This is a genomic window from Streptomyces aureus (assembly GCF_001418135.1).
GTDB lineage: Bacteria > Actinomycetota > Actinomycetes > Streptomycetales > Streptomycetaceae > Streptomyces > Streptomyces aureus_A.
On sequence record NZ_LIPQ01000206.1, the window covers coordinates 1 to 12,695 of the forward strand.

14 protein-coding genes and 1 pseudogene are annotated in these 12,695 nt (G+C 68.8%); 12 read left to right on the top strand and 3 right to left on the bottom strand.

The window, feature by feature from the left end; translation table 11 throughout:
• The 6 genes from AOK00_RS18210 to AOK00_RS18235 form a co-directional block, all read left to right on the top strand.
• Positions 1-1,128 (top strand): hypothetical protein (locus AOK00_RS18210; protein WP_055601357.1); only part of this gene is annotated, 1,128 nt, incomplete at its 5' end.
• Positions 1,125-1,946, top strand: a complete 822-nt coding sequence (locus AOK00_RS18215; protein ID WP_254047405.1) for a class I SAM-dependent methyltransferase — start codon at positions 1,125-1,127, stop codon at positions 1,944-1,946. The genes AOK00_RS18210 and AOK00_RS18215, both read left to right, overlap by 4 nt.
• A gap of 3 nt (positions 1,947-1,949) precedes the next feature.
• Positions 1,950-2,855 carry a DMT family transporter gene (locus AOK00_RS18220; RefSeq protein WP_055601358.1) on the top strand — a complete coding sequence of 302 codons (906 nt, stop codon included), beginning with the start codon at positions 1,950-1,952 and terminating at the stop codon, positions 2,853-2,855.
• Positions 2,852-3,058 (top strand): Trm112 family protein, encoded by a 207-nt coding sequence (locus AOK00_RS18225; protein WP_055601359.1) that lies wholly within the window; start codon positions 2,852-2,854, stop codon positions 3,056-3,058. The genes AOK00_RS18220 and AOK00_RS18225 overlap by 4 nt, the downstream gene beginning before the upstream one ends.
• A 261-nt stretch (positions 3,059-3,319) precedes the next feature.
• Positions 3,320-3,715, top strand: a complete 396-nt coding sequence (locus tag AOK00_RS18230; protein ID WP_055601360.1) for a MerR family transcriptional regulator — start codon at positions 3,320-3,322, stop codon at positions 3,713-3,715.
• 148 nt (positions 3,716-3,863) lie between these two features.
• Positions 3,864-4,745, top strand: coding sequence for an NADP-dependent oxidoreductase (locus AOK00_RS18235; protein WP_055601361.1), 882 nt, complete (start codon positions 3,864-3,866; stop codon positions 4,743-4,745).
• A 267-nt stretch (positions 4,746-5,012) separates the two neighbouring features.
• Here the strand turns inward: AOK00_RS18235 and AOK00_RS39100 are convergent, their stop codons facing one another.
• The gene (locus tag AOK00_RS39100) at positions 5,013-5,165 is read right to left on the bottom strand and encodes a hypothetical protein (protein WP_159041792.1); all 153 of its coding nucleotides are present in this window, start codon (positions 5,163-5,165) and stop codon (positions 5,013-5,015) included.
• Positions 5,166-5,450: 285 nt separating this feature from the next.
• On the opposite strand from AOK00_RS39100, the gene AOK00_RS18240 reads away from it, so the two are divergent.
• The 3 genes from AOK00_RS18240 to AOK00_RS39105 all read left to right on the top strand — a co-directional run bounded on the left by AOK00_RS18240 (position 5,451) and on the right by AOK00_RS39105 (position 8,553).
• Positions 5,451-6,443 (top strand): hypothetical protein, encoded by a 993-nt coding sequence (locus tag AOK00_RS18240; protein WP_159041793.1) that lies wholly within the window; start codon positions 5,451-5,453, stop codon positions 6,441-6,443.
• A gap of 40 nt (positions 6,444-6,483) precedes the next feature.
• A complete protein-coding gene (locus AOK00_RS18245) occupies positions 6,484-7,644 on the top strand; it encodes a hypothetical protein (RefSeq protein ID WP_055601363.1) in 1,161 nt (386 codons plus the stop codon).
• 93 nt (positions 7,645-7,737) lie between these two features.
• Complete coding sequence (locus AOK00_RS39105; RefSeq protein ID WP_055601364.1) at positions 7,738-8,553, top strand: hypothetical protein; 816 nt, start codon at positions 7,738-7,740, stop codon at positions 8,551-8,553.
• On the opposite strand, the gene AOK00_RS41435 is transcribed toward AOK00_RS39105, so the two are convergent.
• Positions 8,453-8,941, bottom strand: coding sequence for an endonuclease VII domain-containing protein (locus tag AOK00_RS41435; RefSeq protein WP_367870045.1), 489 nt, complete (start codon positions 8,939-8,941; stop codon positions 8,453-8,455). The genes AOK00_RS39105 and AOK00_RS41435 overlap by 101 nt on opposite strands.
• 719 nt (positions 8,942-9,660) lie before the next feature.
• Between AOK00_RS41435 and AOK00_RS18255 the strand changes: the two genes are divergently transcribed.
• The 3 genes from AOK00_RS18255 to AOK00_RS18265 all read left to right on the top strand — a co-directional run bounded on the left by AOK00_RS18255 (position 9,661) and on the right by AOK00_RS18265 (position 12,475).
• Positions 9,661-10,971 carry a hypothetical protein gene (locus AOK00_RS18255; protein ID WP_055601365.1) on the top strand — a complete coding sequence of 437 codons (1,311 nt, stop codon included), beginning with the start codon at positions 9,661-9,663 and terminating at the stop codon, positions 10,969-10,971.
• Positions 10,972-11,321: 350 nt separating this feature from the next.
• Positions 11,322-11,873, top strand: a complete 552-nt coding sequence (locus tag AOK00_RS18260) for an SUKH-4 family immunity protein (RefSeq protein WP_159041795.1) — start codon at positions 11,322-11,324, stop codon at positions 11,871-11,873.
• Between the two features lie 59 nt (positions 11,874-11,932).
• A complete protein-coding gene (locus AOK00_RS18265; RefSeq protein WP_055601367.1) occupies positions 11,933-12,475 on the top strand; it encodes an SUKH-4 family immunity protein in 543 nt (180 codons plus the stop codon).
• 98 nt (positions 12,476-12,573) lie between these two features.
• On the opposite strand, the pseudogene AOK00_RS41605 reads toward AOK00_RS18265, so the two are convergent.
• Positions 12,574-12,695, bottom strand: a pseudogene (locus AOK00_RS41605) (IS5/IS1182 family transposase); the annotation flags it as partial.

Genomic DNA, 12,695 nt, shown 5'->3' on the forward strand with positions numbered 1-12,695 from the left:
GCGCGGGCCCGGGCCCGCGCCCTGACGGATTGCCCGCCGCTCACCCTGGTGCCGCCGATGCGCCTGGAAGTCGTCCAGGGGGAAGAGGACGGGACGGTACTGCTGCTGACGTTGCATCACACCGCCCTCGACGCCCCGTCGGGGCTGCGGGTGCTCGCCACGACCGCCGAACAGTACGGCGGCACGGCAGCCCCCCCGGTTCCCGGGCGGGTCCGGCCGGAGCGCTCGGGTCCCGCTCCCAGCGGGACCGGTGCCACCGGCCGCACCGTACGAGTGCGGCCCGTACGGGTCGCGCCGGACTCCCGCACCGGGCGGGTACGCGCGCGTGCCGTGGGCAACGGCATGATCCAGGCGGACCTGCCCCTCCCGCGGCGTGCGGCGGGAAACGGAGACCTCCCGTCCTGGACCGTCAACGACCAACTCCTCGTCGCCACCTCACTGATGGTGGGGCGCTGGAACGTCTCACGGGGCCGGCCGGCCGGTCCGGTACGGCTCACGATGCCCGTGGACGACCGTCCGCGCGGCACGGACATGCCGATGGGCAACGGAACCCGTCTCGTCGAGGTGGCCATGACCTCCGAGGACCCGCGCGACACGGAGCTGGTGCTCGGCGCACGGCCGGACCCGGAGGCCGTGGCCCGGCTGCTGCGCACCACCGCCCGGCGCACCCGCGCGCTGAAGTCGGCCGACGGCGCCCCCATGGGCGCGGGGGCGAGCCTGCTGACCGCACCGCTGCTCCCGGTCGGCGTCCGGGGCGTGCTCACCCGTGGCGCACGGCGGGCGGCGGCGCCCTGGACGTCGACGGCGCTGGTCACCAACATCGGACGCGTGCCGTACGCGCTGGACTTCGGCGACGCGGGACGGGCGACGGCCGTGTGGTTCTCCGCACCGGCACGGATGCCGCGCGGGCTGAGCGTGGCGGCCGCTTCCACCGGCGGGCGACTGCACGTGACGTTGCGCTGGTCCCGGGCGCTGCTCGGTGACGCGGCGGGCGCGGAACTGGCGGACCTGTTCGCGGAGTCGCTGTCGACGACGTCTCTCGCTCCGGCCGGGGACACCACCCCGCGTCCGGACACGACACCGGTGCGAACCCCCTCCACCCAGGACAACCACAAGAGGCCGTCATGACCACCCCAGCCGAAGCGGCAGCCACCGACGCGGCGGCCACCGGACCGGAAGCACCCGGTGGGTCGACCGGGACGGACGCGACCTCGCCGGCCCCCCGCACCCCCGAGCTGCGGGACTTCTACGAGAACCCCACCGTTCCCGTCGCCTCCGGGGAGGCCCGGACACTGCGGCAGGCCCGGATGCTGGCCGACGCGCTCGGACCCGTGGGGCCCGGGCGCCCGGCCGCGACCGTGTTCGACGTGGGCTGCGGGGACGGCTCGGCGGGCGCGATCGCGGCCCGCGTACTCGGCGGGCACCGCGTCGTGGGGATCGACTGGTCGCAGGACGCCCTGCGCCGGGCGGCCCCGCGCCTGAGCCACGTCGTCCGCGGCGAGCTGACCGGCAGCGGGCTGCCGTTCGCCTCCGACAGTGCCGACGCCGTCCTGTTCAGCGAGGTCGTGGAGCACCTGGTCGACCCCGACAGCGCCCTCGACGAACTGCGCAGGGTCCTGCGCCCCGGCGGGCACCTCATGCTCTCCACGCCGAACCTCGGCGCCTGGTACAACCGCGCGCTGCTGCTCGCAGGAGTCCAGCCGGTGTTCTCCGAGGTGAGTCTGCGGCGCATCCACGGCAGACCGGGCAGCGAGGTCGTGGGCCATCTGCGGCTGTACACGGCACGAGCGTTGCGCGAGTTCGTGGCAGCGTCCGGGTTCGAGGTGGTGAAGCTCGCCGGCGCGCCGTTCCACGGGGTCCCGCGCCCGCTCAGGCCGCTGGACCGGCTGGCCTGCGGGGCACCGTCGCTCGCGTCCATCCTCCTCGTGCATGCGAGAAAGGTGTAGCCCGTGGTGTGGGGTGTGGCCGCCGCGCTGGTGGCGAACGTCCTGTACAGCACCGGCTTCGTCCTGGAGAAGCGGGCGCTGGCCGGCATGCCGCCGTTGAGCGCCGCACAGCCGGGCCGGGCCCTGCTGTTGCTGGCCGGCCGGCCCTTGTGGATCTGCGGGGCCGTGGCGCTCGCCCTGGGGTTCGCCGCGCAGCTGGCCGTCTACCGCACCCTGCCGATCGCCGCCGCCCAGGGTCTGTTCCTGTCCGGTCTCGTCCTCCTGCTCGTGCTCTCGTCGGTGGTGCTCGGCGAGCGGCCCTCCGGCCGCGAGCGGCGTGCGGTGGCCGTCATCGGTCTGGCCCTGGTGATGGTGGTGGCCTCGCTGTACGAGACCAGCGAGGAGATCAGCCGTACCGCTCCCACCGGCATCCTGTTGGGCCTGTGCCTGCCGACCCTCGCGGCAGGTCTCGTGCTCTACGCGGCCGCGGAGCGGCGCGCCCGCCGACGACACCGGCAGCCGACCACCGGAGTGGCCTACGCGGTCGCCGTCGGTCTGATCTACGGCGTCAGCTCGCTCGCGATCAAGGGTGTCTCCGGGCACCTGGACACCGAGGACCTCATGGGCTCCGTGCCCGCCGTGCTGGCCTCCCCGTACCCGTACCTCCTGCTGCTGACAGGCGTCAGCGGACTGGTGCTGTCGCAGACCGCCCTGCAGCGCTGCCGGGCGTCCCTGATCGTCCCGGTGTGCTCGACGGTGAGCTGCGTGTTCTCCATCGTGAGCGGCACGATCGCGTTCGCCGAGCCGCTGCCCGACGACCCGTTGCGGCTGTTACTGCGTCTCGGCGGCACCGTACTGGCGCTGACGGTCCTGCTCACCCTGCCGCGACACGAGACGAACACCCCCACTCCCGAAGGAACCCGGTCATGAAGCCCGACAGCCCGCTGCTGAAGATTCTCGCCTGCCCGCTCGACAAGGGGCCGTTGATCCTGGACGAGATCGGGGGCGCGCTCTACAACCCGCGTCTGCGCCGGCGCTACCCGATCGTCGACGGCATCCCGCAGCTGCTTCCCTCCTCCGGTGTGCCCGCTGTCGCCGAGGAACCCGCCGTCGGGAGCGAACACGACGTGTGAGGGCACGAACCGCCAGAAGGCCGACCAGGACCCGGCCGTCGTCGGCGGCATCGCCTCCGAGGCCAGTACCTGATCGGTGCCCGTGTCGCGCAGGGCCTCGGCGCCACCCTCCTCTCCCCGACCACCCTCACCCTGATCACGGGCGCCGTCCCGGCGGGAGCCGCCCGCACCCGGGCCATCGGCACCTGGACGGCGGTCTCCGGCGAGGCTCACGGCTGTGGACGGCAGGGGTAACGCTGTCACGGTCGTAGGCTCTCAAGGATGCGGATAGGCGAGTTGTCACAGCGCACGGGCGTGAGTCCGCGCTCACTGCGGTACTACGAAGACCAGGGACTGCTGACCAGCTCACGTTCCGACGCGGGGCAGCGTCACTATTCCGATGCCGCGGTCCAGCGCGTGTCGCTCATCCGGCAGCTGTTCGACGCGGGGATGTCCAGCCGGGTGATCGCGACTGTGCTGCCGTGTGTGGACATCCCGGGTGACTTGGACGTCGCCGAGGAGACGTTCACGGCGATGCTGCGCGAGCGCGACCGGATCGACGCCGACATCGCGCACCTGATCGAGACCCGGGATGCACTCGACGTGTTGATCAGGGCCAACAGCAGGCACCGGGCGGAGCTTTCCGCGGTCCCGCAATCGGTGGCGCAGTCGACCTGATGCTGTGATCTGCATCTCAGCCGGTTGCCCCTGACATCAATGTCAGCGGTGAGGATGGCGACAGCACCCGGAGTCACCGGGTTGGCCATACGAGAGGCGGCTGAAGATGGGTCAGGCATGGGGTTTTCACAGGTATGGCGGGCCCGGGGTGCAGGAGTTCTTCGATCGTCCCGATCCCGTACCCGGTCGCGGTGAGGTGCTGATCCGGGTCGATGCCGCCGGCGTGAATCCCCTCGACCACCTTCTGCGCTCAGGTCTGGTCGACGGGCTCGACGGCGGGCGTCCGTTTCCCCGCGTGCTGGGCATGGAGGCTGCCGGAACCGTTCTCGCCCGGGGCGAGGACGTCGACGGGCTCGAGGTGGGCGACGCCGTCTTCGGCTTCGCACTGACCGGTGGCGGCACCTACGCCGAGACGACGGTGCTGTCCGCGCCGAACACCGCGCGCACCCCGGCGGGTCTGTCCGCGACCGTGGCGGCAACGCTGCCAGTGGCCGGGACAACCGCGGTGGACGTGCTCGACCAACTGGGCCTCCCGGCCGGCGCCACAGTCCTGGTCAACGGGGTCGGGGGCGGGGTCGGCCTCGCCGTCGCCCGACTGGCGATCGGGCGCGAGCTGCGCGTGATCGGCACCGGAAGTGCGGCCAAACGCGAGCACGCCGAGGGCATTGGGGTGCGGTTCATCGACTACACCGCCGAGGACGTCGCCGCCGCGGCACGCGAGCTGGTTCCGGGCGGCTTCGACGGGATCGTCGACCTGGTCGGAGGCACCTCGCTGCGGACGGTCGCTCCGCTGGCCCGGGATCACCGCAATATCATTGCTGTGGGTGATACGTCTGTGTCCGATCTCGGTGGGCGTTTCGTCGAGCGCCGCGTCGACCGCGAGAACCTGGAGCGGTCGGCCCGGCTGGCCCTCGACGGAGTCCTCGCACCCGTAATCACGGCGGTCCATCCGTTCTCCGAAGCCCCGGCCGCCCTCGCCGCCGTCGAGAACGGTCATGCCTCGGGCAAGGTTGTCATCAAGGTGGCATGAGAAGTGCCCGGTTGCCGGACGCCGGCGACGGTCCTTGCGGGCTGACGAGACGTCGCGGCACGACGGAAGAAGACCGAGGACGAGGCGGAGAACCCGACCGCCGGCTGACCCGGGGGAACGGACACTCGCAGGGGCGCGGACCCAACACCAGCAAACCTCACCCAGCAGTCCACGCCCACCCCAGCCCGCAGGCCCCGGGAACCACCATGGTTTCCGGGGCCTTCGGTACATCTGCGGAGGCCGCTCCCGATGCGCTCCGCTACAGGGTCAGACGCGCATGACGGCCACCGAAGCGAGGGCGCCGGCCGCCCATGCGAGCAGCAGACCCTGCTCCCTGCTGAGGCCGTTCGCGTCGGCCCACCGCTTCGTGAGGGAACGCACGATCATTCCGGTCACGGCCGCTACCTGATTCCTGGACATGGACAGTCCTTTCGAGAGAGAAGAGCAGCACCCGAGTTGGCGCCGCGCACTCACAGAAGCAGCGCAAACCCGCTGGTGACAACGGGGGTAGGCCCGTCTGCAAGTTAGAGCGGCCCGGGGCGGGAGTACTTGCCTCGCCCGGCGTGCCGTGGCGCCCCTACGCTGACCGGCATGGCAGTTGAACCCCGCGTCCTGCAGCGCGACGACCTCCTTCGCGCCGCCACATCCGCCGGCTTCAGCACGATGACCGAGAGGAGACTGGAGGACTTCCGCAGCAGCGGCCTGATGCCCCGTCCTGTCCGTGTCGGCAACGACGGACGCCGCCCGGTCTGGATCTATCCGCCGGACAGCGACCGCCAGCTGCTCCGGCTTCTGCGCTGGCGTGAGCGCACATTGGACGTGGACGTGCTGCGCGTTGTGCTGTGGGTCGAAGACTTCCCCCTTGCCCTCGACGCTGTCCGTGCCTCCGCAGCCGTCGTGATGGACGACCTGTCGCACGAGGTGGAGCAGCTCCTTCGGGCTGAGGCATCCCGCCAGGGCCTCGACCCGGTCGACGACCAGGACGCGGTCGTGGGTGCCGTCGCCGCGACCATGGCCGCGAAACGAGGCAAGAACGCTCTGCCCCGCCCGATCCGCGTCCCGGCCGACGACCGGGCAACCGCTGTCGCGCACCTGCTGCAGATCTTCGCCGTCGGCACGCGGCCGGACGTGACGGAAGACGAGGCGGAGACGATCGAGAAAGTCCTCGGTGTCTCGCCGGGCAGACGGCAGCGAGTGGAAGGCGCTGAGCCTTGGCTGACCGGTCCGGCGAGCCTCATCGTCGGCGCTGCCGACTTCGTCTCCCTGCCGCGGATGACCGAAGCGCTCGCCGATGCCACCGATGCCGAATGGGAGGAAGTCCGCTCGGTGGCCGCGGCACTCTTCCTCCAGCTCCCTGTTGTCACCCGGGCTGTCGCCGCCCAGACCGGCAAGGGGAACCTTGCAGGTCTAGGCGCATACGCCGCTCTCGACAGCGAACCCCTCTTCGCCGTCCTTCTGATCGCCTTCGCCCTGGGAGCACGCCGGGCCGACTGGTCCGGCAACGTCGAGGACCTGACTGACTCGCTCGCGTCATGGCCCGCTCTCATCGGCGAGATGAAGCAGGTGCTCGACATGCCGCAGCACGCACTCGACAACAATCTCGCCGGCCACGGCCCCGAGATGCAGGCCCGCACCGAGAGGATCATCCAGGCTCTCCTGGACCGCGAGCTGGACCCCGGCCCCAGACCTGACCACTAAGGCGAGAACCGTCACGAACAACGGACCGTAGGGTTCTCGTATGAGTACGGTGCGTGCCCGGGTATGGCGGTTCACAATCGAGAAGGGGAAGGCCGGCGCGGAAGCTGTCCAGGCCGTCGAGATCGGGCAGGGCCCGCTCCCTGTCTCCCTGGCCGCCATGGTCAACGTCAACGCCCTCGCCTGCGACCTTCGCAAGACGGTCGACCAGCGCGTGCGCGATCACGAGATCCGCCTGCTGCTCAGCTACATCCTCGGCGACCAGGGCAAGGGACCACTCGGAGTCGAGTGCTCCGCTCTCGACTCCAGCGCCGGCCACATCCAGCGCTTCGTCAGCGAGTGCACCGGGCTCGGCGTGATGAGCGCCGCCAGCGAGGTCCTGTTCGACTGGACCCACACGACCGGCGGCCTCAGCAGCTTCGACGTGCTGCCGGGAAAGCTCCGCGGCGTCTACGCGAAGACCGGAGTGCGGCCGGACCTTCTGTACGACCTGGCCGCCGGACCGGTCGCCGGAGAAGCACGGGGGCGACGACGGCGCGCCAAGCAGATGTTCCCTGCGGGCAAAGGCACCCCGGAGCAGAGGAAGCGACTGGAGCAGCTCGCCCAATGGTCCGTCGACCATGGCGATCACGCCTACTTCATGAGCTGGGTCTGGCTCGGCCCCGGCGGCGTGTACGTCGACATCTTCCTCCCCGATCACTCCGCCGCCTTGAAGGGCCTCAAGACCGGATGGATCGAGGTCCCCGGGGACCCGAAGCCGTGGCAGTTCCGCGTCCCGCGTCCCGACCGCCGACGCGTAGTCGACCCGCTCCCGGACGAGGTCCTCGTGATGACGCTTCCTGGGGTCAGCGGTCAGGCAGCCACCAGGGAGGCGATCCGACAGGTGGGCCCGGCGGCCGAGGAAGCGATGAACCGGGCCTTCAACCGTGAGGAGAACCAGCTCGGCACGCTCGCCGGCGTACCCGTCCGAGGACGATGGATCCGCGGTGACATCCTGGGCGAGGCACGGCACGAGGTACTGCTCGGAGTCCTGGGCGAGCGCGTAGAACTGAACCGCCGTGCCCAGCGCGAGCGTCTGGCCAGCCTGACGGGAGACCGGCTCGACACGTTCCTCGACGGCCGCCTGCTCACAGCCGTACGACCGATCGACGGCCCCCGACCGGATTGGGACCGGATCAGCGCCGAGCTGCTGGAACTCTCCTGAGGGCCGCTCCCTCACCTCTGTCAGCAGGCCAGTCGCACGATGTCGATCTCCGCGGCTGGGCTGCCGACCTCGGTACATCGCTAGGCTGCCGCAGTGAACTTGCCCTCCCTGCTGCCCGGAGATCCCTCCGAGCTGCGCCTGCGTATCGTCTTCACCGACGACCTCAAGGACATCCCACAGGACGACACCCTGGAGCGGTGGGACGTAGAGACCCTGCACGAGGAGGCCGAGGTCGGAACGATGGCCTTTTACAGGCTGCACCTTGACCGGGGTGCGAACGCCTATCGGACGATGGCAGAGGCTTCCGAAGAGCTCGACGAGACTGCCCAGGCCCTGCTCGCCCCGGACACGGGGAACTTCACCGAGGACGCCAGCACGTGGCCGCCGTATATCGGCTCCGCCCTGCTCGTTATGGACGGGATGACCTTGGGCGAGCAGTGGCGCGGGTACAGCCGCGGCGGCATCCTCGCCACTGAGGCGATCCACCGTCTCATGGCCGGCTGCCGTGGCATTGCGTGCTCGCCGGGCGTCACCGACCTCAGCAGCGACCGCCTGAAGAACCGCGCGGAGTTTGACCGGGTGACCGCCAAGATCGCCCGGGGCTGGGAGCGCATCGGCTTCCGACTGCACCGGGGGAACGTCTACCTCCTCTCGCCGACCTCCCTGCAGTTGGAGGAACAGCGAGGAGCGATGCGACAGCGGCTCGCGGAACTCGGCACCTCTTGGCGTCTCACACAAGCCGCCATACGCCCCCCTGGTTGGTTGGTTCGGCCGACGAGACAGGAGTACGACGGTTGCTGTGGTTCCCTCAGTAACCGCGGAGGTACTCGGCTATCCGTTCAAACTTGTCCGGATCGTCGCCGAGGTAACCGATCACTGAGTTACAGCGGCGATGAAGGATGCCTCTGACGCAATTGCCGCAGGAGGTCTTCTTGGGGCAGCACGAGTGGTCGTGGTCGATCACCAGGTCCTTGTCGAACTTTCCGAGGTGTTCCCCGCATACGGGGCATCGGCCGCCTTGGTTCAGATGGATCTCCGAGTACCTGTCGTAGGTGATGCCGTGCCTTGCCGCTCTCTTGGCGATCTGCTGCTGGTCTTCGTTGCACTTGGCGCTGTCGCATACGTACGCCCACACGGTTTCGTGTCCGCTGGAAACGAACCTGCGCTCGTTCTGCCCTCCGCAGCAGGCGCACTTGGATGTGCCCTTGATCACCGATGCCTCCCTGCGTGCGGCCCTCTGTACACATTGGTGAGGGTAGGAGACGGCACTGACAGTGGATGGCTCTCTGACGATCACTGGGGTGGTGATGGGATCCGCTATGCCGTGGCGTGCTTGGGCAAGGCCGCCGCACGGGAGCTGCCGACCGCGTTCTCCAGCCAGTCACCCACGCCCAACTCGGCGTTGACCCACAGGCCCGACAGTTCTGTCCTTCGTCGTCCAACCGAGGCGTTTGACAACGAACCCAGTCCTTGATGTCTCCCTCCGCAGGATCGTCACCCCAGCGGGGAAGTTACGTTGCCGATCTGGGATGAGCACCTGCGCTCGCTGTCAGTGCGCCATGCAACCCTCGACCTCGTCTAAGGGCTGTCCCGCAAAGGGTCGGTGGGACGAGGGCCGCCGCCGAGGCGCCGGCGCGGCATCGAGCGCCTAGAAGTAGGGGTTCTCGGTGGGTCGGTCGGCGTCGGTGGCGGCCTGAAGCAGCGGATGTAGCGGTAGACCGTTGCGATGCCGACGCCGAATGGCCTGCTACGTCGTGATCACCTGCGCACGGCAGCGGCTGGTGCTTGACTGGCACGGGAGTCGGGTGCCGCGGCATCTGGAGGAGCTGGACGGGTGGGTGGAGCAGCGGTGATGGGATTACTCCGGCTACGGGCATGCGAGGGAGCCGGCCCGGTCCCGGAGCGGTCCGATGTGCGGCAGGCGACGCCAGGGCGCTGTGATCCGCATACAGCGACCATGCGCCGTTCGCGTTCGACGTCAGACGTAGGCTGCTGTCGGAGAACAAGGGGGAGAAGATGACTGACGACCGCAAGACGACCGTGCCCGTGTGGACGCTGGCGACCGCTGATGTCCGAGTGCCAGGGTTGACCGCGGGCGAGTCGATGACGGCTGAGCGCCTGGCTGAACTGCGCGGAGTGCTGGCCGTCATGGCCGGCGAGCCGATCGTCACACTTGAGGTACACCCGCTGCCCGAGAAGATCGACCGCGGCCGTGGCATCCCGCTCGACGCCGCGAGTCCCCTGGCTCAGCACCTGTCGCAGTTCATCACGCAATCGGCGCGAAGCTCCCTCACGGTGGCCAGAGCGACCAGTTCCGGCGAGAGTCTGTATCGCATGGTGGTCCCGGCGAAGGTCGCCGCCCAGTTCGGGCAGGGCCTCGTTCGCCCGATGGTGCCGAAGGGGACGGCCGGTGGCATCTACGGTGAGCTCGTGAACTCGACGGGCAGGATCGCCTCCAAAGCGAGGTTCGTACCGGTCGGAGGAGCGGCAGCGGCGGGCACGGTCGGCGGGGCCGGTGCCACCGCCGGTGCCGCGGCCGCCGGCGGTACGGCGCTCACCGTGGCCGCTCCGCTCGTGCTCATGGCCGTGGCGGTGGGAGTGAGCGCGCATGCCGACCGCAAGCGGCAGCAGGCCATCGAACACATCACGGACCTGCTGGAGCAACTTCAGGAGGACAAGCTCGACGACGAGCACAGCGCACTCGACGCCTGCCGCAACGCCATCGACAAAGCCACCGCCATTCTGCTCGACCAGGGCAGGCTCGGTGTCTCGCTGGGACTCGACTCGGCAGTGCACGCCATCGACACGGCGCTGAGCAAAGCCGGCCGCCGGCTTACCCGCTGGCAGAGCGCACTCGACGGACTGCCCCAGGGTGAGGCCGTCGAGCTCGACACGTTGACCAAGTCGTTCCCCGGCATCGACGACCATGGCGGCACGTTCCGTACCCACCTCGAACTCGCGGCCCTGGCCATCGCGCTGATGCGACGGGTGGTCGTCCTTCAGGCCGTCGACCACGCCCAGCGCGAGCCCGGAAATCCGTTCGAGCACTTCATTCGCGCGCTCAAGCGCGATCAGCAGCGCCTCGACGAAATGGAGTTGAGCATCGGCCGTATTCTCGTACGCCTGTCGGCGCTGGAACTGGCACGTCCGAACGGTTTGCGGCCCGTTTTCACGACCGGTGAAGTCGACCGCCTGATGCGCGCGGCATTCCGGATCCACCAGCTGGGCGGCGGGGTCATGGTCGACAGCCGCACGACAGACGTGGCGATCGAGATCGCCCGGGACAAGGACGGCTCGGTGGTCGTGTTCCCTGCGCTGCCCGCGTAGGCGTAGGCGCGCTCGCACTCACTTGGTGAGTCGCGTGAGGTTGCCCGAAACCTCGAACGCAGCTGCGGCTTTATTACCGCTCGTTTCTCAATGAGCCTTTTCCAACCTGACATCCGCACTGGTCAGCGGACTGTCGTTGATCGGCTACCCGAGTCCAGCAGGGGCTCCTGGCCAGGTCTTCACCAGTTGACTGGCGCTTCCGGTGAGCTGCCGCAGAGTCCTCCGACTGGCAGGTGCTTCAGGTTGGAAAAGACTCAAGGAACACCAGGAGTACGTAAAGAAGTTGAAGGCCGCGCATGGACACTGAACCCTCACCCACCTCGAACCCAGACCCTTCCGACAAGGCCCCCATGAACTACGGAGTCCGCCCTGAGGAACTGATCCGCCAGTACGGCCTCTCAGGCGTGGTCTACTTTCCGCGCTACGAGCACCAGCCGCCTCTCCACGAGAAGACCGCCGGGCTCCTGAGTACGGTAGGACTCCCCCACAGCGACGAGTTCATGACGCGAACCGAGTGCGAGCCGATCCTTTTGTCCGAGAAGTTCCCGGACCCGGAGAAAGACGGTGCTCTTCCTGCCGAGTGCGGTTCCTGGCTCGAACTCGGATGGTTCCAGCACATGACAATCGCCCTGGACCCGGCCGACGGCCAGGTGTACGCCTTCCCCGAAGGCACCCCCCTGGACGAATACCAGCACCTGCACCAAGACGTGGAGTCCCTGGTCTACACGCTCCTTGCCTACGAGCAGTTCGTCGCCGCCTGCGGATCCGGCAACGACCTCGACGAGCTCGAGTCCCACTTCAAAGACAAGATCGAATCGTTCGACCCCATCCCGTTCTCTGACGAGGACTCTCCCTGGGCCCGCGTCATCGACGACATCCTGGAGTCAAGCTGGACCGCCTGAGGACCGCCCCTCCGGAGAGCAACACGGCCCAAGACCAGCAGCTCGTCGTACCGGGCCACGTGACCGACGTCTACGGACTGAACGGCGTCACCTACTTCCCCCATCTCGTCGGCAGCCGCATGCACCCCGGCACAGCCAGGTTCCTGGCCACCGTGGGACTGCCCTCGAGCAAGCTGTTCTCCACCAGGCTCGACCTCGACACCCCCGACCGGCTCGAGTGCCGGCCGTCCCTCAAGGCAGCCTTCGACGCCGACGGTGCGAACCTTCCCGAAGGGAGTGAACAGTGGGAGATTCTCGGGGAGTTCCAGTACGCCACCGTCGCCCTCGATCCCCGGACCGGCCAGATCTACTCGTTCGCCGAAGGCGAGGAGTTCTACGTCCCCATGCACCAGGACGTCTCCTCCCTCGTCCACACCCTCACCGTGGCCGAGACCGGTCTCACTGAGGTCAAGGAGCTCCCCCACCACGACGACCAAGCACGCGCCGAAGCCGTAGAGGCTCTCCGCGAACGCATCACCCAGGTCGACCAGACACCGTTCGCCAGCGAAGACGGCGAATGGAGCAGATTCTTCGAAGAGGTCGCCCTCGACATGTGGGGCTGACGCGCGCACTCTGGCAGACCGCTTTCCCGGTGTGATCGGTTCCAAAAGTTGCACAGGGGGCGGATCGGACCAGAGGCTGCAGGGAAATGGACTTCACCGGTGAGGATGGCCTGGACGAGCCTGGTGATGCGATTGGTGCTGCAGCGGAGTTTGCGTAGCAGGCGCCAGGTCTTCAGGGTGGCCATGGCCTGCTCGGCCGGGGCCCGGATGCGCGCGTGGG